Source organism: Prochlorococcus sp. MIT2308 (assembly GCF_059772345.1).
In genome coordinates this window covers 935,484-959,351 of sequence record NZ_CM186283.1, presented here as the reverse complement: position 1 = coordinate 959,351, position 23,868 = coordinate 935,484, and the positions used below count along the sequence as shown (strand labels likewise).

The following is a 23,868-nucleotide window of genomic DNA, read 5'->3' as shown; positions in this document are numbered from 1 at the left end:
CATTATTGGCTAAGAATCACTTTATTTTACTGAATTATTTTGAAATCTATGTTCAAAAGACACACCCTATCTAAGAAGAAATTAAAAAACAAAAGCTTATATGCTATTGCTTTAGTATTACCTTTTATTAGCCTTTTAGGTGAAACTAAAGCTTCTAAAATAATCTTAGGTGAAGATCAATTATTTGTTGAAAAAGTTTTTACTGATAGTGTTCAATATATTGGTCAAATCAATAATAACAAATTTAATTTAAAGCTTAATGATTTTTTAATAGCTGATGAAACGAATCAAAAAGATGAAAATACCACATCTGAAGAAAAAAGAGTTTTAATTTCTGAAATAATTATTGAGGGACTTGAAGATCATCCTGACAAAGAGAATCTGGAAGTTATTGCTTATGATGCAATGTTAATTAGGCCTGGTAGTAAGGTTATAAAAGAAGAAGTAAAGAAGGATTTAGATAGAATTTATTCATCAGGTTGGTTCTCAGGTGCAAAAATTGAATCTTTAAAGAGTTCTTCAGGAGTTCAACTTTTGATTAAAGTTGAGCCTAATCCAATATTCAATGAGATAAATATTCTTCCTTTGGAAAGAAAACTTTCAAATAAGAAATTAAATGAGATTTTTGATAATGATCTCGGAAAAACTTTAAATTTAAATACCCTTCAGATAAGAATTAAAGAAATTAAAGATTGGTATAATGCAAATGGATACTCATTGGCAAGGATATCTGGACCAAGTCGTGTAACCAAAGCTGGACTAGTAGAACTTAATATCCAAGAAGGATATATTTCAGGTATTGAGATTAGCTTTATAGATGAAGATGGCAATATGGAAGATGAAAAAGGGAGAAAGATAAAAGGGAAAACGAAAAAATGGGTAATTGAAAGAGAATTATTAACTAAAGTTGGAGATGTTTTTAATAGAAATAAATTAGAATCAGATATAAAAAGACTATATGCAACATCACTTTTTAATGATGTAAAAGTCACGCTTAAACCAGTTAACTCTAAACCTGGAAATATTATAATTTCATTAGGTATAACAGAACAAAGAACGGGATCTTTGACGGGAGGTCTTGGTTATAGCGGAGGGCAAGGAGTCTTTGGTCAGATTGGTTTGCAAGAGTCCAATTTGATTGGAAGATCATGGTCATCGAATATGAATTTGACCTATGGTGAATATGGAGCACTTTTGAATATTTCCTTATATGACCCCTGGATTAAAAATGATAAACACAGAACATCTTTTAGAACTTCATTATATTTAAGTAGAGAAGTTCCTCAAGAACTTAGAAGTCAAGATGGGGGAAGTATAAGAGGAGTTATAGATAGATATGAGGCATCTAATTCGTCGATAAGTTATGATATTAATCAATCCCAAAAATTAGATATAAATAATAATAATGTTCTAATAGAAACTGGACCATTTACGAAGCTTTCTTTGGCTAAGTCTTCGGCACCTCAGTTTAGCTGGTTTGATTATGAGGGTGACTCTATTGTCTTGGAGCGAACCGGAGGTGGCTTCTCTTTCGCAAGGCCATTAAATGGTGGTCAGCCTCTAAAAAAGGTTCCTTGGAGTGTACTTATTGGTGCAAATTTCCAGAAAGTCAAACCAATAGATTACGCAGGTGATAAAAGACCTTATGGAGTGGCATCTACAAATTTTAAAGAAGGTAGCGTCCCAAAGGTCGAAGTTATTTGTGTAGCATTTAATTGTTCTTCAGAAAATACACTTATTAGTTTTAAAAGTGCCGTTACTTATAATAATTTAAATAATTCAAGAAATCCTACCTCTGGAGATTATTTCACTCTTGGTTCAGAACAATTTATTAGTTTAGGGGAGAATTCTCCCACTTTTAATAGATCTAGGGTAAGTTATTCTCGTTTTTTCCCTGTTAATTGGCTGAAGTTCCATAAGGGTTGTCGTCCTAAGTCTGGTGAAAAATTAAATTGCTCTCAATCGTTAGGTTTTCAGGCAAAGATTGGAACAATTATTGGTGAGCTACCTCCTTATGAAGCATTTTGCTTGGGTGGAGCTAACTCTGTTCGAGGTTGGAGCTCTTGTGATCTAGGTGTTGCGAGAAATTATGGAGAGGCAACAGCAGAATATAGATTTCCCATTTGGCGCTTAGTCTCTGGAGTTCTATTTGTTGACGCAGGATCTGATTTTGATTCTCAATCGAATGTCCCTGGGAAGCCTGGAAAAATTCTTGAAAAACCAGGAACTGGTTTTTCAGTTGGACCTGGAGCAGTTATAAATACACCTGTTGGCCCAATTCGGATAGAGGCAGCGAGTCAAGATTTTAGTGGTAATTGGCGATATAACATCGGTGTAGGCTGGAAATTCTAGTGTTCTCATTTCCCAATGATTATGAACAAGGTTGGACGCTTCAAAAAGAAATTATAAAAGATGGCGTCGGATTGCATACAGGTCTTAAATGTAAAGTCATTATCAAGCCAACAGAATTAACCGGGTTTTACATCTCTTTTTCGGATGAACCTAATAACGTGATTCCTATTGATATTTCGCAAGTGCGAAATACCCCTTTATGCACAACCCTTGACCTAAATGGAAAAAAAGTATCAACTGTTGAACACTTATTGGCTTCATTAATTGGTGCAGGCTTGACTCATGTACATATAGAAATAGTTGGTAGTGAGATCCCTTTACTTGATGGCTCTGCGATTGGTTGGATCGAGGAAATTGAAAAGGTGGGAATGACCAGCTCGGCTTCAGCTCCTAGACCAAGGCCAGAAATAAAATCTCCAATATTTGTCAGCCAAGGAGAGAGTGTAATTTTTGCTAAACCATCAAAAAATTTGAAATTGATAGGTTTGATTGATTTCCCGTACAAGGCAATTGGTCAGCAAATTTTCTCTGTTGAGATGTCTCCAAATAATTTTGTTAAAGAAATTGCACCTGCTCGAACTTTTGGCTTTCTTGATCAGTTAGAAGAATTAAAGAAAGCTGGCCTAATTAAAGGAGGATCTCTTGAAAATGCCTTGGTTTGTAATGGTGATTCTTGGGTTAATCCACCCTTAAGGTTTCCAAATGAACCAGTGCGTCATAAATTGCTTGACTTCATTGGAGATTTAGCTTTTGTTGGATTGCCGAGAGCGGTGATTTTTGTTTATAAAGGGTCTCACTCTCTTCATGCTGAATTTGCAGCTTCTCTTCAAAAGGTATTAACTTAATTAAATCTGATTTTGACTGACATCTCTTCTTCTCAACCTCTTGTTTTAAATAGCGAGCAAATAATGGGGCTTTTACCTCATAGGTATCCTTTTGCGCTTGTTGACAGAGTGATTGAACATGACCCAGGGAAAAAAGCGGTGGCAATAAAGAATGTCACTCTAAATGAGCCTCAATTCCAAGGCCATTTCCCTGAAAGGCCATTAATGCCAGGGGTTTTAATAGTAGAAGCAATGGCTCAGGTAGGTGGCTTGATAGTTTCTCAAATGCCTGATCTTCCAAAAGGGCTGTTTGTTTTCGCTGGAATTGATTCGGTTCGGTTTAAGCGTCCAGTGGTCCCTGGGGATCAATTGTTAATCTCTTGTGAATTGATAAGCATCAAAAGGAAGAGATTTGGAAAAGTTAGGGGCGAGGCCAAAGTTGATAATAAATTTGTTTGTTCTGGAGATTTGATGTTTTCTCTTTTGGATTGATCTGATGAGTGAACTTGATTCTTCTGAAAGTTTAATAGGAGATGAAAAAGTTAATATACATAATTTTGCTGATGTCTCTCCAAAGGCTGACCTAGCCAAAGGTGTTTGTGTAGGTCCGGGAGCTGTAATTGGTCCAGATGTGATTGTTGGTCCCAATACTTGGATAGGACCAAATGTAATTATCGAGGGGAAAGTAAAAATAGGATCAAATAATAAGATTTTCCCAGGAGCCTGTATTGGGTTAGAACCCCAAGATTTGAAGTATAATGGAGATTCTACTTATGTTGTAATTGGAGATAATAATACTTTTAGGGAATGTGTAACTATAAATAGAGCGACTTTTGAAGGAGAGAAAACAATAGTTGGGAATCAAAATTTGTTAATGGCTTATTCTCACTTAGGACATAATTGTGAAATTGGGAACAATGTAGTAATAGCGAATAGTGTGCAGATCGCAGGTCATGTTGTTGTTGAAGATCGAGCTGTGATTGGAGGTTGTTTGGGAATACATCAATTTGTGCATATTGGTTATTTAGCTATGGTGGGAGGCATGACAAGAGTTGATAGAGATGTTCCTCCTTATTGCCTAGCAGAAGGTCACCCGGGAAGAATGAGGGGACTAAATAAAGTTGGAATAAAAAGGAAAAGTATAGATAAAGAGAATAAAGAAGAATATTTACAATTGAAAAGAATTTGGAACTTATTATTTAAGTCTAATTATGTAATTTCTGATGGTTTGAAAATAGCAAAACAAGAGAATTTATTTGAATCTTCCAGAAGGTTATGTGGATTTATAGAACTCTCAATTGGGAAAGGTAGAAGAGGTCCAATGCCTTCTTTAATGCCAACCAAATAAATCATGAAGTTATTAATCAGTACTGGTGAAGTTTCTGGAGACTTGCAGGGAAGTTTACTGATAAAGTCTTTGATGACTAATGCAGAGAAAAGAAAAATTAAATTAGAGATAATTGCTTTAGGTGGTGAAAAGATGAGAGAAGCTGGTGCTAATTTAATATCTAATACCTCTTCAATAGGTGCAATTGGTTTTTTAGAAGCTCTTCCTTACGTTCTGCCAACTTTAAATGCACAATCAAAAATTGATCATTACTTAAAATCTTCCTCCCTTGATGCAGTTATTTTAATTGACTATATGGGGCCAAATATTCGACTGGGATTAAAAGTAAAAAAAAAGTTTCCTAATGTGCCAATAATTTATTACATTGCTCCTCAGGAATGGGCATGGAGGTTAGGTGATTCAGGTACAACTGACTTGATTACTTTTACAGATAGAATATTATCTATCTTCGAAGAAGAAGCTGAATTTTATTCAAATAAGGGAGGAAATGTAAAATTCGTAGGCCACCCAATGTTGGATTTTTATAGAAATATTCCTACTAGAGAAGAATCATTAAAGAAAATAGGACTAAGTTCTGATAAAAAACTTCTTCTTATCATTCCCGCTTCGCGTAAACAAGAACTTAAATATATTTTACCGACACTTTTAAAAGCGGCTAAGCTTCTTCAAGAAAATGATCCCTCTATCACCGTTATTATCCCATCAAGTTTAAAAGAATTTAATGAATTATTAAATAATTCATTAAAAGAATATGGTGTATCTGGGAGGATTGTTTTATCAAATGAAGTTGATGAGATTAAGCCATTTTTATTTTCGGCTGCTCATCTGGCTTTAGCGAAGTCTGGGACGATAAATATGGAATTGGCTTTAAGTTCAGTTCCACAAATAGTTGGATATAAAGTAAGTAGAGTAACTGCTTTTTTCGCAAGATATTTATTGCGATTCAATGTTAAATATATTTCTCCAGTTAATCTTCTTTTAAATAAAATGTTAGTTCCAGAGTTTGTACAAGAAGATTTTAAAGCAGAAAAAATTTTTAATGAAGCATTAACAATACTTGAAGATAATTCAAAAAAAGAAGACATAATGATTGGTTATAAAAGATTGAAAGATAAATTAGGAAAACCTGGCGTTACAGATAGAGTATCAGAAGATATTCTGGACTTATTAGTTCAATGATCCCTATGAATAAAATCTTCAGAACATTAATAGTATTTTGTATGCTAGTGCAACTGTTAATAGCTTTCCCAACCAAAGTATTTGCTCAATCAGAAGAAGCTATCTTTGCTGGTGGTTGTTTTTGGTGCCTAGAGCATGATCTAGAGAAGATTGATGGAGTCTTGTCGGCAGAAAGTGGATATTCCGGAGGTGATTTAACTAATCCCACTTATGAAAATCATAGTGGCCATCAAGAGGTTGTCAAAGTAAGTTATAATAGTGATGTTATTAGTTATAAAGATTTACTTAAGCGTTATTGGATTAATATAGATCCTTTTGATGATCAAGGACAATTTTGTGATAGAGGTAACTCATATAAGCCTATTATTTTTACATCTAACCCAGAACAAATGAGTGATGCCATAGAGACTCAAAAAACGATCTCTGATGCATTAAATGTACCTTTGGAGCAATTAAAGGTTGAAATTATCGATTCAAAAGCCTTTTGGATAGCAGAAAAGTATCATCAAGATTTTGCAGTTAAAAATCCCCTTAAATATAATTTTTACAGAACCAGTTGTGGTAGAGACAATAGATTAAAAAAAGTCTGGGGTGATTACAAATAAAATTGTAAATTTAAATTTTTTATAGTTAAGTATTAATTTGAGTTTCTACTCAATTCTTTTATCCAATTAACTAACATTCGTACTCCATAGCCAGTTGCCCCCTTTGGATTGATATCTCTATCTTTTTCCGTCCAGCATGTACCTGCTATGTCAATATGAGCCCAGGGAATACTTGAGTTTACAAATTCTTTTAAGAACAAGGCAGCAGTAATTGAGCCCCCAGGCCTGGGTCCTGTGTTTTGCAAATCAGCAATAGATGAGTTGATTCCAGCTTTGTATGAATCTTGCATAGGCATTCTCCAAATACCTTCTCCAGCTTTGCTTGCGGCTTGAGTTAATTGGTTCGATAGCTTGTCGTCGTCAGTCCATAACCCAGCTATTTCATCTCCTAGTGCAATGACGCATGCCCCAGTGAGAGTAGCAAGGTCAACGATAGCGTCAGGTTTAAGCTTGCAAGCGTAAACCAATGCATCAGCTAAGGTTAATCTTCCCTCTGCATCGGTATTGTTTACTTCAATAGTTTTTCCATTGGAGGCTTTGATGATATCTCCAGGATGCAATGCAGAACCATTAATCATGTTTTCGCAAGAAGCGACAATGAAGTGAACCTCGATGTTATTTGGTTTTAATTCTGCTATGGCTCTTGCTGCTCCAAGAACAGAAGCACTACCTCCCATGTCGTATTTCATTTTTTCAATTTGAGAGGCGCCAACTTTTAAGTTGTATCCACCAGAGTCAAAAGTTAAGCCTTTACCAATTAATACGATTTTATTTTTAGTAGTTTTTGCAGAATATTTTAAATGTATAAATTTAGGATCTAGATCTGATCCTTTGGCAACTGCTAAATAAGCTCCCATCCCTTGATCTTCACAATCTTTTTTGTCAAGAATTTCTAAATCTAGATTAAAGTCCTTTGCTAATTTCTCGGCCTCTTTGGCCATTTGATATGGAGTTAGGAAATTGGGCGGAGCCGAAACAAGTTCTCTAGCAAATTTAACTCCTTCGCAAATTGGCATTATTTCAGCAATTGCTGATTCGGTCGCTTTCACGTCTAGCCCTATCAAATCAACTTCCTCGATTGAAGTCGATTCTTTTGGTTCGGATTTAAATCTAAGATCTTTGATAGAAGACAATCGAACGGCTTCACCAACGGCCGATGCAGCTAAAGATGAATCAAATGCATCCCAAGGGAAAGAAATTCCTAATTTTTTTTCATAACCCAAAACTTTACGAGTTGCTGTTGAAGCTGCTTTTCGTAGATCATCAATTCGAAGGTTTTCAGCTTTACCTAATCCAACAAATATGATTTTTTTTATGTTTCCTTCTGCAAGCTCTATTGAAAATGTCTGATTTTTTTGGCCTTCGAACTTTGCGTCATTTAACCTTTGTTTCAAATAAGTATCATTTATTATTGTCTTAAATGAATTTATTTGACTTTCGATTGCTCCTTCTAAAATTCCAGCAATAAGTACTGATCCTGACCAGTCTTTAATTTCTTTGGCGACTACTGAAATGTGCATTAAATTTTATTATTTGTGCTAATGATAACAATTTTTTCTAACTGACTTGAGAAGTAAATGGTGTTGCCCATATTCCTCTTGTCTCTTTATTGAAAGGAGGAAGCCAAGTTTGAATAAGTTTTTGTTCTATTTTTCTTCTTTCCTTAGTTTTAATTGGAACATCAAGCCAGAAACGTATGTTTAATTTGGGCATCATATTTGCTTTTTGTAAACTATCCGAATAATTTGAAAGGTAATTTTTACAATCATGCTCCCCTTTCCACCTCTTATCTGCGGAAATTGTTTCTCCAATATATAAAATAATATTTTCTTCAGAATTAAAAATTTTATCCATTACAAAATAAACCGCAGGTCCTTTGTGCATTGTTTTTGGCCATCTCCAAAAACTTAATGGTAAAGGAGTAAGTTGAATAGGATTAAAAGTTTCGTTTAACTCATCTGAAATAGATTCAAATAGTGAAGGCTGAGTCATGTTTTTACAGTTAGATTTAAAAATGGGAGATTGATGATTAATTATTTTTTCTTGCCATTCTATAATTATTTTTTTTTCAATAAATATATCTTCAAGAAGATTATTTGCTGAAAAATCTAAATCATTATAGTTAAATAAATCGTATTGACGTTCCAATTTTTTCATTTTAAAAAGGTTAGAATCATAAGATAACTTTCGATCAATATTTCAGCATAATAAGATCAAGATTTTATATTATTTGATTGACAACAGTTTGAGTTTAGCTTGTTAAGATCAAATAAAAAGTCTTTTTCTTCTATTTGTAGGTTTTTATATGATTTGAGTAATAATTATATTTTTTGGGGTGTGGCTATTTACACTCTCCAAGCAAATGTTGTCTGGTAAAGATCGATTAGACTAAACAGATATTTAAATGATACAATCTATGTCAGAGGTTCAACTAAAAATCAAGCAATTGATCTATCAGCAGGGGCTAGAGATATGAGCTTTTTTGAATCTGAAATTGTTCAGGAAGAGGCAAAAAAACTTTTCACTGATTATCAGAATCTTATGCAATTAGGCTCTGATTATGGGAAATTTGATAGAGAAGGAAAAGTGATGTTTATCAATACCATGGAAAATTTAATGGAGAGGTATAAAGTCTTTATGAAAAGATTTGAGCTCTCAGAAGATTTTCAGGCAAAAATGACAGTTGAACAGTTGAAGACTCAGTTGGGTCAATTTGGTATCACTCCTGATCAGATGTTTGATCAAATGAATAAAACGTTGGTTAGAATGAAATCAGAATTGGATAAATGACTATTTACCAGTTTATATTTAAATATGTTAAATAATTTTAATGATTTACCTTCTTGGATTTCTAGGGGTTTAGATGATCTTTTTCCTCATAAAAAATCTGAGGATTCTGATCAAAGTTTTATAAAAAGATTAGAACTTTCATCAATAGAAAAAAAACCTTTACGTGTAAAGCTTGGAATTGATCCAACAGGAACAGATATTCATATAGGTCATAGTATTCTTTTTAGAAAATTAAGGGCTTTTCAAGACGCAGGACACACTGCAGTGCTTATAATTGGCGATTTTACTGCAAGAATTGGAGACCCAACTGGTAAAAGTAAAACAAGAATTCAGCTTTCAAAAGACGAGGTTGAATCAAATGCATTAAATTACCTTGAGCAATTAGGACTTGGCAAAGATCCCCAAAATTCGTTGCTCGATTTTTCTACTCCAGGTCGTCTAGAAATCAGAAGAAATAGTGAGTGGTTAGAAAATCTTGATTTGTCTAAAGCTATAGAACTTTTGTCAAATTCAACAGTTGGCCAGATGCTGGCAAAGGAAGATTTTAATAATCGATATAAATCTGGCACTCCTATATCTCTTCATGAATTTCTCTATCCACTTCTTCAAGGATATGATTCTGTCTCAATTAATTCTGACTTAGAACTTGGTGGTACAGATCAAAAATTTAATATCGCAATGGGTAGAGATTTACAAAGAGCTTTTGGTCAAAGGCCACAATTTGGAATGTTATTGCCTATTTTGGTGGGCTTAGATGGGACTCAAAAAATGAGCAAAAGTTTAAACAATATTGTAGGAATCAACGAAGATTCATTATCGATGTATTCAAAATTAGAGAAGGTCCCAGATAATCTAGTTTTTAGTTATTTAAATTTGCTAACTGATGAAAATTTAAATAATTTGAGTTCAAATCCAAGAGAGGTACAGAAATTCATGGCTTTAAAAATAACCTCTAATTTTAAAGGAGTTGAAGCAGCAGAAAAAGCTCAGTCTAATTCTGAAAAATTAGTTTTAGGAACACAAAATTCTCTTAATGAAATACCAGAATCTTCAATTTCAAGTGTCAATTTTCCAGCTAAAGCATTTTATTTATTTAGTAAAATGAAAATGTGTTCAAGTAGCAGTGAAGCTAGAAGACAAATTCTTGGAGGTGGCGTACGAATTGATGGAGAAAAAATTTTAGACCCTAATTTAGAGTTTGATAGTCCAGAAGATCTCATCGGAAAAATTTTGCAAGTTGGAAAGAAAAAATTTCTTCGGGTTTCAAGTTGATTGGTTTTTATGAAAGATATAGATCATCCAAGTGAAAAAATAATTATTGCCTTAGATGGTATGGATAAGAATAATGTTTTCAATTTACTTGAAGAAATACCTGAAATTATCTGGGTTAAAGTTGGTTTGGAGTTATTTGTTAGTGAAGGGCCAGACATATTGTCAACCTTGAGAGATAGAGGAAAAAAAATATTTTTAGATCTTAAGTTTCACGATATTCCTACAACAGTTGCTAAAGCATGTCTTGCTGCATCACAAATAGGTGCTGAATATATTTCTTTGCATACTTGCGCAGGTATCAAAGCTCTAAAGATGGCAAATGAAGCTGCTCAGGAAGGAGCAGCTAAAGTTAATTTAATGCCGCCAAAGCTTTTGGGAATAACAATCTTAACTAGTTGGACTCAAGAAAGTTTTGCTAACGATCTATTAATTGATCAATCAATAGATCAACGTGTTAAGCACCTAGCAGAGATTGCATCAAATGCTGGATTGGGGGGATGTGTTTGCAGCCCTAGGGAGGTTCAGTCCCTTAGAGAAATTTATCCTGAGAGTTTTGATTTGATAACGCCTGGAATCCGGTCAATTGGTTCAGATAATAATGATCAATCCAGAGTTTCTGAGGCATCCGAAGCTCTTAAAATGGGGGCTTCAAAGTTAGTTATTGGAAGAGCAATTACCCAATCAGATAATCGTGCTTTTATGTTTAAAAGTTTTTGCGATAAAGTTCTGAATTAATTTTCTAGGACTGCCCAATTCTGGGCTCTTTCCCTTTCATTAGCCTAAATATATTCTCTCTGTGTCTCCAAATAACTAAAGTCATAGCTAAGAGTGAAATAATTAAAAATGGGAATGAAATACTGGAGGTATTGAAACTTAGAAACATTATTAAAGGTAGAGCTAATGCTGCACTAACACTTGCAAGTGATACTATTCTAAATAATGTAATCATAAGAATGAAGATTCCTAAAGTTGTAAGCCCAACTTGCCATGAAAGACCAAGAAATATTCCTAATCCCGTCGCTACCGCTTTACCGCCTCTCCAATTCAGCCAGACAGGCCAAATGTGACCAATTAAAGTTGATAGACCTACGGCTACTTGCCAAGAATCATTCAGAAGGAAGTGTTTTGCTAATAAAATAGATATAACTCCTTTGAGAACATCTACTAGGAACACTGTAATTGCTGCGCGTTTACCAATATGTCTTAATACATTTGTTGCTCCTGTGGACCCTGAACCCAATGATCGAATGTCAATTCCTTTAGCAATCTTTCCCGCTAAATAACCACTAGGAAAAGAACCAAATAAATATCCTAAAAAAAGAACTAATAGATTCAAAACAATTGCCATTGGAATTTTTATATTAATTCATCCTCTTCATAAATTTCATTGGGGCTGCCTGCAAAAGCCAGCCAAATAGGAAACTGAAGAATAGGAATCTCTACGTTTATCTCAGCGGCATCAATAATTATCAAAGGCAACTCACCTCTTTCTTCAAGTCGATCTGCTCTTTCTATTAAGCCATCGGATCTTTCGAAAAGGACTATCCCGCTATTAGGTCCGAAATCCTCACGGTTGAGTCCCAATGCATCTTGGAGACATCTTCTCCATTCTCCAAGTCGCTCTGGTTGACTTGCTAAAACTAATGTTTGAAATTGTTCGCCGTACAATTCGCCTAAAATTGCAATAATTCCTGCCGCAACCAAAGCATTCCTTGATCTACTCCCTCGACTTGGTTGAGCACCTCTTCCGCCCATGCTAAAGAACCAATCTTCGAGCATTTGAATATCATTATCTTCAAGACTTCTTCTTAATTTCCAGGGCTCTGCATAGAAATCGGGTTGTTCTACAAATTGACCAAAGCATCTTCTGATTAAACTCTCGTCAGGCTTGAAAGTATCAGCAACAGCAGGTACAACTTCTTGTTCATGGGAAGGTTCAATCTCTTTATTTTTATCTAGTGGAGATGGTTTAACTATTACTGGTGGTACAACAAGCTCTAATTGCTCGGCTGATTGAGCTAAGTCTTGTAAAGCTCCAGTTAAATATTCCTGAAAACCTTTAACTTTCCTAGCGATTGCATCAGATTGACCTGAGAATGAGCTTTTAAGCTCATTTTCGATTTGTACTTTCTTTTTTGAAAGTTCTTCTAATTCTTTTTCTAATCTCTCGCGAGAAAGTTGAAGATCCTTAAGGGCAATGTTAAAGAGTGTCTGTGTCTGTGTCTGTGTCTGTGTCTGTGTCTGTGTCTTCTCAGTATCAATTTCTTGATTATTTTTAGGATCAGTGGTTGTTGCTAATTCAGGTTGTTTTTCTATAGATTCTTTGGGTTTTTCTTCCAATGGTGAAGAATTTTCTACAGAAATATTCTGTTCTAAATTTTGTGTTTCTCTAGTTAGATTTTCTTCGGATTCCATATTTCAAAAACTTTAGTTAAGTTTTAGATTTTGATGAGTCTACTTCTTTTTCTATTTCTAAATCCTTGACTCTTAACCTTAGCTGTTCTTTTAATGAGTTAACCTCAAAAAGGATTGGCAAAAGATGAGGGCTTGCCTCTTCTCTAAAGTAAAGAAAACCTGGTAAATTGGGTAGTATGATTCTCCAAGCTATCCAATTTTTAAAGGGAAATCTTCTTAATTCATTACCAAGTTGCATCACAATTAAATCATCTTTAGTGAATTTCAGTTTCAAGGTAAATGATTGAAGTAATAAGAAAAAACCAAAACTGCTAATCACAATTGTTGGCCAAGGATTAAGTGGTGTGATTAAAAATAATAAGCCCGCAAAGATTATGAAGATCGGTAAACGATATGAAGGAGATAAAATTACACTATCTTTATCGAGTGAATTTTTAGAAGTCATAGTTTTTAGCCAAAAAGAACTTGGGTGAGTAAAACATCTACTAAAGAAACGGTTATGAGAGTCATTACTACTGCTCCAGTAGTGCTTGAGCCTACTTCTTTGGGCCCACCTCTCGTGGTTAGCCCCCACCCACAAGCAATGACTGCGATTAAGAAACCAAATACAAATGCTTTCACAAGCATAAATGGAAGATCAGATGTTATGAGCCATTCTCTTACCGAATTCCAAAAAATGCTTGGTGGAATTTGATAGAGAACAGTGCTGCTAAATTGACCGCTAAATAGAGCTATAGAAAAGAATAGTAAGCATTGAATTGGTGCCATTATGACCATGGCGAATAGCCTTGGAACAACAAGATATTCAACTGGATCTGTTTGTAACATGGTTATGGCGTCAATCTGCTCAGTAACTTTCATTGTCCCTATTTGAGCAGCATAAGCAGTTGCGACTTTCCCAGTAAGTAGAGTTGCGGTTAGCAAAGGAGCTATCTCTCTAGCCATGCCAATTGCCAGAAGACCGCCAACTGCAGAACCTAGACCTTGCTTACTTAATTCTGCGGCGACCTGAATATTGAAAACTGTTCCAGCCGCAACGCCTGTTATGAGCACAATCAGAAAGCTACCTGGTCCTGCTTCCATTAATTGATCTATTAAATCGGATTTATTTACCTTCCTTTTGGCAATTGATGCAATTGCTTGCCCTCCAATTAACATGCTGCTGAAGAATCTTCTTAGCCAACGAGGTGTGTTGTTCATTGACCTACGCTTTCAGATTTGAAGTCTAAATTTCGCCAAGGTTTCATAGTTATTAATCCAGCTAATACAAGAAAAGATGGTATTAATCCCATGCATAATCTAATGGTAATTATTGCTGTTATGGGTTGATCTAAATCTTGAAAACTTGATAAGCAATTGGTTGATGATTTATATCCTGATAAAGATAAAAGAACTCCTAAAAATTGAACACTTAAACCTATGCCAATTTTCTGAATAAAAACCATCCATGCAGTATATATTCCTGAAGGTTTTTCGGGATCTTTATCAATAGCATCGGGCAGTAAAGACCATGGAATGAGGTAAGCAGTTGATGCTCCAAATCCTACTAAAATGATTATTAGTAATAGGATTAGCATTTTTATTCCTTCACTATTATCAAAAAACAATAAATTATTGATACTTATTCCCTTAGTTAAAGGAGGCATAATCATGACAAAAAGGCAAGCTAAAATCCATATTGAACCTCCTTTATACAGTGCTGTTATTCTCCCATATTTATTGGAGTAAAAGCTCCAAAATTGCAGACCTAATAGAGTGCTAATTTGAAATGGAATTGGGATCCACTTTGAAATTTCTATTGGGACAAGCATTACTTGTTCAAGATAGATTAACGAAACGGTTTGCATTAATTGTAGTCCGCACCAAAGCAGCAAATAAAGAGCAATAATCCTTGTGAAAAGTTTGTTATTTAAAACTCTTTTTAGTTGCTGGTTAAAAGGTTCAGATTGAGTAGCTGGTTTCCTTGCTTTTTTAGCAAATGGGGCAAGTCCCCAGCAAGCAATTAAAGTTGTAAAAGTAACAATTATCCCTGTAACTCTTCCCATTGAAGTATATCCGTCTACTCCTTTAGATAAGAAGCCTGCAGCTACTATTAATCCAGAAGTTCCTGCCAGAATAGAGCCAGTAAATCTTGCTGCATTTAGTCTTGTCCTAATCGCCATATTTTCAGTCAGCTCTGTAGATAATGCTGCAAAAGGGAGATTTACTGCTGTATAAGCTGTCATCAAGAAAATTGCGGTGAATACGTAATAGGTAGTTTTTGTTTCGATGCTTCCTGGAGGGACCCACCACATTGCTGCAAGAAATAAGCCAAGGGGAACAGCACCTCCAACCATCCATGGAAGCCTTGGCCCCCATTTCGAGCTCGTATGATCACTCATCCATCCAATTAGTGGATCATTTATTGCATCCCAAAGTTTAGAAACCATAAGCAGTGAGCCTGCAATAAATGCAGGTATTCCTGCAGCACAAGTGAAAAATAGAAATAGATAAGTACCTAACTGTATTGCGGCTAATCCCGTTCCAGCATCTCCCATTGCATAAGAGATCATTAGTCTTGTGCGATTATTCCCTTCGTAAAGCGATGTGGACTTCATCAATCTTTTTTGGATAATGGGACTCGCAAGGTAATAATGGAGGAACAGGAATTAATATTTACTCCAATCGGAAGTAAATCTTTTTTTCCAGTGCGGGCGTAGTTTAGTGGTAAAACCTCAGCCTTCCAAGCTGATGATGCGGGTTCGATTCCCGCCGCCCGCTTGATATTGCGTCTCATAGCTTAATTTTTTTTGAATAATCGTTAGCGACCATAAGAACTAGGCTGTTACTTTCAATATGTATGTTCGATTGATTTGTTAAGGGTTTTTTTGAGACATTTTTATTTTTTAAAATTGAAGTATCAATATATTTTCTCCATGGAGAAATTGGGGTTGGCAATTCAAAAAGCATTGGGTCTTTGTAAGCATTAAAGCCAAGCCAGATTGCTGAGCCTTCATTATTTTTGTTAATGCTAAAACCAAGAGTATGTGACCAGTCACTCCAGTCAGGTTTGTTAACTTTAATTCCATGCCACTGAATCCAAAAATCGGACGTTTTGAGCTTGGTATTATCTTTTTCACTATTATGAATACAATCTGGAGTAAAAAATTCTGGTAGTTGTTTTCTTAAAGATATGAGTTTTTTTACAAATTCTTTTAAGTCATGATCCCAATTCTCATGGTCCCAATCCATCCATCCAAGTGGGTTATCTTGGCACCAAGTGTTGTTATTTCCTCCTTGGCTTCTTCCTACTTCGTCGCCCATTAAAAGCATTGGGACCCCTGGTGATAATAGGAGTGTTGAAAGAAGATTTCTTTGTTGTTTTTGCCTTAAATTATTTATTTCTTTATTAGTTGTTGGCCCTTCAATGCCATGATTATAACTATTATTATTATTCTCTCCATCACGATTGTTTTCGCCATTGGCTAAGTTATGCTTTTTGTTAAAACTTACCAGATCTTTCAATGTAAAGCCATCATGAGAAGTTATGAAATTTATACTGAAAATATTTGCTAAATTATTATCATTATAAAGGGATTTATTACCGATTAATCTATCTTTAAGCCGCCATATTGTACTTTTCTCGCCCTTCCAAAATTTCCTAATATCATCTCTAAAATGTCCATTCCATGTTCTGAACTTTTTAGCTGGGAAATCTCCTAGCTTATAAAGCCCTCCACAATCCCAGGGCTCACTGATTAATTTCACATCACTAAGTTGAGGATCTGTTTCGATTTCTTCAAACAAGGGAGGTTTTTCTAAAGGAATTAAATTTTCGCCTCTGCTTAAAGCAATACCTAAGTCAAATCGAAAGCCGTCAACACCTAATTCAAGTGCCCAACATCGCAACGACTCTAAGATTAATTTTCTTACTAAAGGACGATTGGCAGCGATACTATTTCCGCACCCACTTACATCTTGATAATTTTCATTCTCATCTTGATGGTAGTAAGTTTTAGGACCAAAACTTTTCCAACTTATTTTTGGACCATTTTGATTACCTTCAGTTGTGTGATTATAAACAACATCGATTAACACTTCAAGCCCATGATCATGGCAAACCTCTACTAACTTCCTGAATTGTTTTCTTGCTTCTAATGGATTCAAACCATCTACAAAACTTTGATGCGGCGTAAACCAATTTATAGGGCTATAACCCCAATAGTTAACTAGTCCGTGAGGTGCGTCACTAGCATCAAAAGCGAAAACAGGAAGCAGCTCAATCGATGTAATACCAATATTTTTAAGATAGGGTATCTTTTCAATTAATCCGATAAAAGTTCCTTTTTTTGTTTCGCTAATGCTTGAATCTGTTTTTTTAGTGAAACCTCCAACATGTAATTCATAAATAATTGTTTTATTCCATGCATGCTTAGGCCTTGGGTGAGATTTTAAATCAAAATAATCCCTTTCTGTTACTACTCCCTTTAGAGAATGAGTATAGTGATTAATTTGTTTCCCTTCTTGAGGTCTTATATAATTTCGCCATCCTGTAATAGCTCTCGCACATGGATCTAAAACAAGATTTTCCTCTGTGGCTTTGTTCTTTTTAATTGATATTCGATATCCATATAAAGTGCCTTCAGTTAGTCCCTCTACTTCAACATGCCAATAGTCTCCTGACCTGTTTTGATGATCTAGGGATATTATTTCTTTGGGAAAGTCGTCATTTTCATTTTGGAAGATTAGCAATTCTAGATTTGTTGCATGTGGTGCTGCGATGGAGAAATTAACCCCATCAGGAGTGACTGAGCTACCCAAAGGCCATGCTGAACCAACTTTTACTTTGCTCAATTGTGTTTGTCCTTCAAATTAAGTAGTCAAGTAACTTTCCCTCCAAGTTAGGCGGTTGGTTTGTTTTAACAAGTTCAAAAAACGAAATTCAATTTTTGAAAAAACTTTTATTGAGCACGCACTGCTTTTTTAATCAATACTTAATAGTTTTTTCAATAGAACTTCTTTGTTTTTTTGACTTGGACAGTAACTTCAGTTGAAACACATTCTTAATTATTGAAATTCAAATCTTTTGAAATTTTTTTAAAAACAGTCAACAAAAATTTTTTTGTTTTTTTTAGGGATTACGGCTTCCACATAGATCCCTAAAGGTAGAAAAAATCTGATTTTTCATTTATCTGTCTCTTTTTTAGTGTGGGTATTATTTTGTAATACCAATAAATGTGCTTTTCTGTAGACCTTTGTTAATTCATGAGAATTCAATTAAATGACTGATTTTCTTTAGAAAAAAGAATTAATTTCAAACTTTAGAGCCATTCTTGATGGTACATTTGAAAATCCATCTTTTAAGAAGTCTTGCCCTGACAAGCTTTTTGGCGAAAATTTAAAATTTACATCTTTCTTTCGGGTATTTGATTCAAATCTTTTAAAGCTTGTTGAATAATGACAAAAAGCACTTATCTCTTTTAGAAAGCTTACTGTCACAAGCTCTTTGGGTTGCAGGCAAGTGATTTGGTCCATACGATTAGCAAGATTGAGTTTTATGGAAACTAATTAACTTTTGGTTTCCCTCTTCTTACTCCCTGCTACATACAATCTTTCCAATGAACAAAGCAGATTTAGTCAACCTGGTTGCAGCTCGTACTGAGCTAACGAAAACAGATGTCTCTCTGGTAGTAGATGCCGCCATAGATACAATTATTGATTCTGTAGTGGAGGGTAAGAAAGTCTCCATTCTAGGGTTTGGCTCTTTTGAGCCACGTGATCGTTCTGCACGTCAGGGCTTAAACCCTAAGACTGGGGAGAAGATTGCAATACCTGCCAAGCGAGTTCCTGCTTTCACTGCTGGGAAGTTGTTTAAGGACCGTGTTCAGGGTTGATTTTCTTTAAAAGCTGTTTTGCTTGCTTACCTTTTTTTCGTGAGGGACTCTTTAAACATGAGTCCTTTTTTTTGTAAAAACTTAGAATTTGTATTATTAAGAAAATAATGTTGTTTTTATTGACTTAAAAACTGTTACACATATTCAAATAATTTTTAATTCATTTTAACGGAGATTACGTTTTGATTGGTTCTCTATATAAAAAAAATAAATTCCAATTTCTTCTATTTATATATTTTCTTATTCCATTAATCCCTTTGATGGCAATAGAAAATAGAGATTTTCTGCTAATTGATACGCTAGTAAAGAGTTGTTATAGAGATATAAAATCTTGCAATCAAGCATTACCTAAAATAAATAATTATCAAATTAATGCAGCAAAAAATAAAAAATTTTCTTGTCAAACTAGGTTACTTGGCTTAGAGGCGAATTTAATAATGGCTATGAGTTCTGATTTCAAAAGAAAGGAAGCTAAAAATATTCTTTATGCTATCAAGAAATATTGTTAAATATAATCAATATATTGAGCACTTGATTCTTGATTTATGACTTGGTCAACAAACTAATGTGAAAAACTAGAACAAAATAGTTTTTTATCTGATTTACCTAAGTAAGCTTAGAACCATAAAGATAAAGAAGTTACTCTAATTAAGAAAATGGGCTCCAAAGCTTCGAATTCCAAAAAAACTAACGATAAGGCAGCAAAGACCAACAAGGTTAAAGAAAATAAATTTAAGAAATCAAGTTTTAATGATCCAGATGTATTAGTTAAGCTGCCAGCCGGCATGAAATATAAAGTCCCAGGTAAGCGTCAGAGAGTCATCATAGGTTCAATAGTAATTGGTTTAAACGTTTTATTAGTTATTAGTGTGCTTGTTTATTTTTATAATCCTTCATTTCAGGAGTTTGTTTATAATTTTGGTAGAGGCTAGTGTTTATATAAATTTTACAGCGAAATGATTGGGAAAGATTTAGTTAGACTCCTGACAATAGGAAAATATTACTACTTAGGAAAAATAAAAGTAAAGTTTGACTAAGAATTTTTTTTTGAGTTTTGATATAGAAGCTTTATATTTTAATGTTTTATAAAAGTTTGTTTATTAGTAATGGTACAAAAAAGAAGTCAGGAAAACATATCTAAAAAGATTCCTCAACAGAGAAAGACAACTCTTAAATGGGTAGCTAATGGGGAGTTGTCTGCGGTTGATATGGTTCGCATATTAGATCGTTTAAATGATCAAGATTTAACTGAATGTGAAATACCTTTGGGAACAGAAGAAGAAACAAAATTATAAATACTTTTTTTATCTACGGTAATAGCTAATATATAAATAATAATCTATTCCCTCTCATGAAAATATCTATCGCGATTATATCTTTAATAGTAATAATTTTCGGGTATTTACATTTTTTTACTGGCTATAAATCTGCGTTTGAGGCTGATCAGCAATGCCATTATGAATTGCGTTTGAAATCTATTGAACTAGAAGGCTTGGGTTGTGACCATGATCTTGAAACTAATCAATGGATCCTTTATCAGAAGGGACTTAATGATAAGCCTTCTCAAGTAGTTGAACGTTATCGTTATTAACTTATAAACTTTTTATTTATTATTGGGAACATGTATGTTGCGGCAATAGAAGAGATAATAGCTGTAATTAAAAATGTTAAATATTGACCTAATGAGCCTGGAAGATAAGTGTTTTGAAGGAAATAAAAATCAACAAGTGAACCAATTGTTCCCCAAATAATTATCCAAGCAGATACGTATGAAACACCAACTAATGTTTTTTTACTCATAGCTTTTGAGAGGATCAATAAAGTTGTTGGAATAAATATAATACAAAGCTTTGTTCACTAGCCGATTCCAAAAATTTTAAGTGTTGCTGGCTCTCCAGCGAAAGCTAATTCAGTGAGTATGAGCATTAAAAACCCTATCATGGCTACTCTTGCATTAATAAGTTCAGCATTTTCATTAAAGCCAAAGACTTGCTTTACCTCTTCGCCTTTATTATTTATCCATTTAGGATATGAACTGAGATTTTGGCTTTGATCAGTAATGTCTGGATTTGTCTCTGGTTCAATTGTCTTTATGTCATCAAGATCTGAAGTTATACTTTGATTATTGTTCTCGGCATCAATTTCAGACATTTCAATTTAAAACCTAATTCTATAGTGAATTATAAGCTATTTTTGTTTAGAATACTTGAAGCGAGTAACTATCAAGTTATTTAGAGTAGAATGAGTTAAAAAATAAGAATCAGTAAAATATAATATCCTATATATAAATTAAATTATATATAGGATATTATTATTATCTGTTTTGATAATTGAGATATTAAAATAGAGATGAGTTTTATCAAATTCAAAAAGGTTTTTCCCCTTATTAAGTTTTGTTTGACTATTAATTTATAGCTTGTTTTCAGCTCATTTTCTTGCTAAAAAAATATAAAATGTTTTTACAAAATGAATAGTGTTAATCTGTTTAGTATTGCTTTGCTTTCAGAGCGCTTTTTTGTTTTTGGTCTTCGAGAACAATTAAAAGAACTTATTCTCGCATGTAAAATTGAGCTTGTTTAATAACTATGCTATTAAATTTTACTTGGTTGATTCCTGGACTACCAATAATTGCATCTATTTTTATAGCTTTGCTCTTATTGAGTTTTAGTAAAACAATGAATAGGCTAACTAAGCCAGTATCCTATTTTATCATTATCAGCCTTATCTTTTCGGAAATAATCAACTTTATTTTATTTAAAAAAGATATATCAGGAATTGAGCTACTAATTGGAAGCAACTTCCAATTAGTAGTTGATAGACCAGCTTTGCTTTTTTCTGAATCAATAGGTTTAGTTTTCTTATTAATTATGCTTTTTTCAGTTGCCAAACTAAAAAGAAGAAGTGGCTATGTTAGGTACTTTATTCTTCTAGGATTATTAAGTGGCTTTGTTTATTTATTTTCTTTTAGTGGCAGCTTATTTCACAACTTTTATGATCCTTTAATAACATCTTTAGATAAAATAGATATTTCTTTTTAAAGAGATTATTTCATTAGCCATGGATCATAATGAAAAATAATTTACATTTGCTGAATTGATGATTTAGTTATCTATTGTCATAATATCTTGGTTGTAATAAGCTGAAAATAATTTTATGATTTAAGGTGTTAATTTTGAGTGTAAATTCATCTTTAGATTTTCCAAGCAATATTGCATTAGTACATGAATGGTTCACTCCAAGATCAGCAGGTGGTGCCGAGAATGTTGTTCGGGTAATTGATGATTTGCTTACTGAAATTTCATCGCAACCAGACCTTTTCTCTTTGGTTAATGGAGAGAATATGCTGAAAAATAGTTGGTTGTTTAAAAGAAAAGTAAAAACTAGCTTCATTCAAAAATTACCATTTGGCATCTCACATGTTCAACAATATTTACCTCTTTTACCTTTCGCAATTGAACAGATCGACTTAGAAGGGTATCCCTTGGTTATAAGTAGTAGTCACCTTGTAGCCAAGGGTGTTTTGACTTCGCCTGATCAACTTCACATTAGTTATGTTCATACACCAGTTAGGTATGCTTGGGATCAAATGAATATATATTTGAAACGTTCTTTTTTAAGAAGAATAGGTTTAGGACCATTAATTAGATGGCAATTGCATACTTTGAGGCAATGGGATCAATTAAGTAGCTCAAGAGTAGATTACTTGCTAGCAAATTCTAATTTTACGGCAAAGAGAATTTGGAAGTATTGGAGAAGGCGATCAGAGGTTTTACATCCACCTGTCAATGTCAATCGTTTTGAGTGGAATCAGCCCAGAGAAGATTTTTATTTAAGTGTCTGTAGATTGGTACCTAATAAAAGGGTTGATTTGGTAGTGAGGGCTTTTAATAAGCTTAAATTACCTTTAGTTGTTGTTGGTGATGGAGTCGAAAAAGCACATTTAAAAAATCTTGCAGGCCCAACAGTTCAAATTCTTGGTTTTCAGAGCCAAGAGAATATTCAAAAACTTATGAGCAAATGTAGAGCATTTGTTTATGCGGGTATAGAGGATTTTGGGATTGCTCCTGTAGAAGCAATGGCTTCGGGAGCCCCTGTGATTGCTTTTGGTAAGGGAGGTATTTTAGATACAGTGAAATGTTTTAATTCAAATTCAGATAAAGGAGCAACTGGACTTTTGTTTCATGATCAGACAGTGAACTCCTTGGTTGAAGCAATTGAATTTTTTAAGGAAAAACAACTTTGGAGAGATTTAAATTCTGAGTTAATTAGGGATTGGAGTAATTCTTTTTCTCAAGATTCATTTAAAAAAAGACTTGAGAAAATCATAAATAGAGCTTGGAGAGAGCATATGAATTCTTGTGACATTGCTACTAGTGACCTTAGTTCTACATCAAGAAAATCTTAATTAAGTATGATCTGATTTTATTGCAGTCTTGAGCTTGTTAACTCAATAATTTGTGCAAACTAATCCTAAAAAATCTTTATTACGATGGTCTGAGTTCCGTAAGGGTTCTCCAATAATTCCTTTTGAAGTAATATCACAAGAACCTTCTTCTTTGCCTGCGGTAGAAATAATAAAAAATCAAAGTCGATATGGACGAACATCGAAAAGGATAGGGGATATTGTTTTTTCTTTGCTTGTGTTAACTATAGGATCACCAGTTTTTATCCTAATTGGAATATTAGTAAAGCTTAGTTCTCCAGGAGCTGTTTTTTATGTTCAAAAAAGAGTAGGAAGAAATTACAAAGAATTTGGATGCATAAAGTTTCGCACTATGTATAAAGATGCTGATGATTTACTCCCAAATTTACTAGATAAATATCCTCTTATGAGAAAGGAATTTGAAACAGATTTTAAATTACGTAAAGATCCTAGAATAACAAAATTAGGAAGATTTCTCCGAAGGTCTAGTTTAGATGAATTACCCCAATTCTTTAATGTTTTAAAAGGGGAAATGAGTGTAGTTGGGCCAAGACCAATTGTTAGTAATGAGATTAATAAATACAGTCTTTTTATGGAAGAAGTTATTTCAGTGAGACCCGGTCTAACTGGCTTATGGCAGGTTAGTGGTAGAAACAACCTTAGTTATAAAAAAAGGGTTGAATTAGATTTAATTTATGCAAGAAATAGAAATTTTCTACTTGATTTGGAAATTATTATTCTTACATTAGGAGTATTGCTCTTTCCTATGGATAGAGGTGCTTTTTGA

General features: G+C 33.9%; 27 protein-coding genes and 1 tRNA gene. 18 read left to right on the top strand and 10 right to left on the bottom strand.

All coding sequences use genetic code 11. The annotated features are described in order from the left end of the window. Positions 1-48 precede the first annotated feature (48 nt). The 6 genes from AC6EIW_RS05710 to msrA all read left to right on the top strand — a co-directional run bounded on the left by AC6EIW_RS05710 (position 49) and on the right by msrA (position 6,308). The gene (locus AC6EIW_RS05710; RefSeq protein ID WP_498521589.1) at positions 49-2,352 is read left to right on the top strand and encodes a BamA/TamA family outer membrane protein; all 2,304 of its coding nucleotides are present in this window, start codon (positions 49-51) and stop codon (positions 2,350-2,352) included. Beyond that, entirely contained in the window at positions 2,352-3,197 is an 846-nt protein-coding gene (lpxC, locus tag AC6EIW_RS05705; RefSeq protein ID WP_498521588.1) for a UDP-3-O-acyl-N-acetylglucosamine deacetylase, read from the top strand. Before AC6EIW_RS05710 ends, lpxC begins: the two co-directional genes overlap by 1 nt. A gap of 63 nt (positions 3,198-3,260) precedes the next feature. Then, on the top strand, positions 3,261-3,668 hold the full coding sequence (fabZ, locus tag AC6EIW_RS05700; protein ID WP_498521620.1) for a 3-hydroxyacyl-ACP dehydratase FabZ: 408 nt from the start codon (positions 3,261-3,263) through the stop codon (positions 3,666-3,668). Positions 3,669-3,672: 4 nt separating this feature from the next. Continuing rightward, positions 3,673-4,524, top strand: a complete 852-nt coding sequence (lpxA, locus tag AC6EIW_RS05695; RefSeq protein ID WP_498521587.1) for an acyl-ACP--UDP-N-acetylglucosamine O-acyltransferase — start codon at positions 3,673-3,675, stop codon at positions 4,522-4,524. A 3-nt stretch (positions 4,525-4,527) separates the two neighbouring features. Further along, positions 4,528-5,703: a lipid-A-disaccharide synthase gene (lpxB, locus tag AC6EIW_RS05690; RefSeq protein ID WP_498521586.1), complete on the top strand. Its 1,176-nt coding sequence runs from the start codon at positions 4,528-4,530 to the stop codon at positions 5,701-5,703. Next, complete coding sequence (gene msrA / locus AC6EIW_RS05685; RefSeq protein ID WP_498521585.1) at positions 5,700-6,308, top strand: peptide-methionine (S)-S-oxide reductase MsrA; 609 nt, start codon at positions 5,700-5,702, stop codon at positions 6,306-6,308. The genes lpxB and msrA overlap by 4 nt, the downstream gene beginning before the upstream one ends. A gap of 32 nt (positions 6,309-6,340) precedes the next feature. Here the strand turns inward: msrA and AC6EIW_RS05680 are convergent, their stop codons facing one another. Beyond that, the gene (locus AC6EIW_RS05680) at positions 6,341-7,828 is read right to left on the bottom strand and encodes a leucyl aminopeptidase (RefSeq protein WP_498521584.1); all 1,488 of its coding nucleotides are present in this window, start codon (positions 7,826-7,828) and stop codon (positions 6,341-6,343) included. A gap of 37 nt (positions 7,829-7,865) precedes the next feature. Further along, positions 7,866-8,465, bottom strand: coding sequence for a GIY-YIG nuclease family protein (locus AC6EIW_RS05675; protein WP_498521583.1), 600 nt, complete (start codon positions 8,463-8,465; stop codon positions 7,866-7,868). 315 nt (positions 8,466-8,780) lie between these two features. On the opposite strand from AC6EIW_RS05675, the gene AC6EIW_RS05670 reads away from it, so the two are divergent. From AC6EIW_RS05670 to pyrF, 3 genes are read left to right on the top strand one after another with little or no spacing between them, the layout of a single operon-like run. After that, a complete protein-coding gene (locus AC6EIW_RS05670; RefSeq protein WP_498508050.1) occupies positions 8,781-9,098 on the top strand; it encodes a DUF1825 family protein in 318 nt (105 codons plus the stop codon). 24 nt (positions 9,099-9,122) lie between these two features. Next, positions 9,123-10,370 carry a tyrosine--tRNA ligase gene (gene tyrS / locus AC6EIW_RS05665; protein WP_498521582.1) on the top strand — a complete coding sequence of 416 codons (1,248 nt, stop codon included), beginning with the start codon at positions 9,123-9,125 and terminating at the stop codon, positions 10,368-10,370. 9 nt (positions 10,371-10,379) lie between these two features. Continuing rightward, on the top strand, positions 10,380-11,105 hold the full coding sequence (pyrF, locus tag AC6EIW_RS05660; protein ID WP_498521581.1) for an orotidine-5'-phosphate decarboxylase: 726 nt from the start codon (positions 10,380-10,382) through the stop codon (positions 11,103-11,105). A 4-nt stretch (positions 11,106-11,109) separates the two neighbouring features. Here the strand turns inward: pyrF and plsY are convergent, their stop codons facing one another. The 5 genes from plsY to AC6EIW_RS05635 are packed head-to-tail and all read right to left on the bottom strand — an operon-like array spanning position 11,110 to position 15,382. Further along, positions 11,110-11,706, bottom strand: coding sequence for a glycerol-3-phosphate 1-O-acyltransferase PlsY (gene plsY / locus AC6EIW_RS05655; RefSeq protein ID WP_498521619.1), 597 nt, complete (start codon positions 11,704-11,706; stop codon positions 11,110-11,112). Between the two features lie 20 nt (positions 11,707-11,726). Continuing rightward, positions 11,727-12,785, bottom strand: a complete 1,059-nt coding sequence (locus tag AC6EIW_RS05650; protein ID WP_498521580.1) for a DUF3086 domain-containing protein — start codon at positions 12,783-12,785, stop codon at positions 11,727-11,729. Between the two features lie 16 nt (positions 12,786-12,801). Further along, entirely contained in the window at positions 12,802-13,230 is a 429-nt protein-coding gene (locus AC6EIW_RS05645) for a DUF3119 family protein (RefSeq protein WP_498521579.1), read from the bottom strand. Positions 13,231-13,235: 5 nt separating this feature from the next. After that, the gene (locus AC6EIW_RS05640) at positions 13,236-13,985 is read right to left on the bottom strand and encodes an MlaE family ABC transporter permease (RefSeq protein WP_498521578.1); all 750 of its coding nucleotides are present in this window, start codon (positions 13,983-13,985) and stop codon (positions 13,236-13,238) included. Next, complete coding sequence (locus tag AC6EIW_RS05635; protein WP_498521577.1) at positions 13,982-15,382, bottom strand: MFS transporter; 1,401 nt, start codon at positions 15,380-15,382, stop codon at positions 13,982-13,984. The genes AC6EIW_RS05640 and AC6EIW_RS05635 overlap by 4 nt, the downstream gene beginning before the upstream one ends. Before the next feature lie 92 nt (positions 15,383-15,474). On the opposite strand from AC6EIW_RS05635, the gene AC6EIW_RS05630 reads away from it, so the two are divergent. Continuing rightward, positions 15,475-15,545 (top strand) — tRNA-Gly (locus AC6EIW_RS05630). A gap of 12 nt (positions 15,546-15,557) precedes the next feature. On the opposite strand, the gene AC6EIW_RS05625 is transcribed toward AC6EIW_RS05630, so the two are convergent. Beyond that, positions 15,558-17,618 (bottom strand): glycogen debranching protein, encoded by a 2,061-nt coding sequence (locus AC6EIW_RS05625; RefSeq protein ID WP_498521576.1) that lies wholly within the window; start codon positions 17,616-17,618, stop codon positions 15,558-15,560. A 764-nt stretch (positions 17,619-18,382) separates the two neighbouring features. Here AC6EIW_RS05625 and AC6EIW_RS05620 point away from each other — a divergent pair. The 5 genes from AC6EIW_RS05620 to AC6EIW_RS05600 all read left to right on the top strand — a co-directional run bounded on the left by AC6EIW_RS05620 (position 18,383) and on the right by AC6EIW_RS05600 (position 20,249). After that, complete coding sequence (locus AC6EIW_RS05620) at positions 18,383-18,658, top strand: HU family DNA-binding protein (RefSeq protein ID WP_011295240.1); 276 nt, start codon at positions 18,383-18,385, stop codon at positions 18,656-18,658. A gap of 260 nt (positions 18,659-18,918) precedes the next feature. Further along, positions 18,919-19,167, top strand: a complete 249-nt coding sequence (locus AC6EIW_RS05615; protein ID WP_498521575.1) for a hypothetical protein — start codon at positions 18,919-18,921, stop codon at positions 19,165-19,167. A gap of 147 nt (positions 19,168-19,314) precedes the next feature. Next, positions 19,315-19,590: a hypothetical protein gene (locus AC6EIW_RS05610; protein ID WP_498521574.1), complete on the top strand. Its 276-nt coding sequence runs from the start codon at positions 19,315-19,317 to the stop codon at positions 19,588-19,590. Between the two features lie 174 nt (positions 19,591-19,764). After that, positions 19,765-19,953, top strand: coding sequence for a DUF8633 family putative protein (locus AC6EIW_RS05605; RefSeq protein WP_498521573.1), 189 nt, complete (start codon positions 19,765-19,767; stop codon positions 19,951-19,953). Between the two features lie 56 nt (positions 19,954-20,009). Then, the gene (locus AC6EIW_RS05600; RefSeq protein ID WP_498521572.1) at positions 20,010-20,249 is read left to right on the top strand and encodes a hypothetical protein; all 240 of its coding nucleotides are present in this window, start codon (positions 20,010-20,012) and stop codon (positions 20,247-20,249) included. On the opposite strand, the gene AC6EIW_RS05595 is transcribed toward AC6EIW_RS05600, so the two are convergent. After that, positions 20,246-20,458: a hypothetical protein gene (locus tag AC6EIW_RS05595; protein ID WP_498521571.1), complete on the bottom strand. Its 213-nt coding sequence runs from the start codon at positions 20,456-20,458 to the stop codon at positions 20,246-20,248. The genes AC6EIW_RS05600 and AC6EIW_RS05595 overlap by 4 nt on opposite strands. Positions 20,459-20,515: 57 nt before the next feature. Continuing rightward, positions 20,516-20,809, bottom strand: coding sequence for a high light inducible protein (locus AC6EIW_RS05590; protein ID WP_498521570.1), 294 nt, complete (start codon positions 20,807-20,809; stop codon positions 20,516-20,518). A 434-nt stretch (positions 20,810-21,243) separates the two neighbouring features. Here AC6EIW_RS05590 and AC6EIW_RS05585 point away from each other — a divergent pair, with 434 nt between their 5' ends. From AC6EIW_RS05585 to AC6EIW_RS05575, 3 genes are all read left to right on the top strand, one after another. Further along, a complete protein-coding gene (locus tag AC6EIW_RS05585) occupies positions 21,244-21,696 on the top strand; it encodes an NAD(P)H-quinone oxidoreductase NdhF (RefSeq protein ID WP_498521569.1) in 453 nt (150 codons plus the stop codon). A gap of 134 nt (positions 21,697-21,830) precedes the next feature. Next, the gene (locus AC6EIW_RS05580; RefSeq protein ID WP_498521568.1) at positions 21,831-23,063 is read left to right on the top strand and encodes a glycosyltransferase; all 1,233 of its coding nucleotides are present in this window, start codon (positions 21,831-21,833) and stop codon (positions 23,061-23,063) included. A gap of 52 nt (positions 23,064-23,115) precedes the next feature. Beyond that, entirely contained in the window at positions 23,116-23,868 is a 753-nt protein-coding gene (locus AC6EIW_RS05575) for an undecaprenyl-phosphate galactose phosphotransferase family protein (RefSeq protein WP_498521567.1), read from the top strand.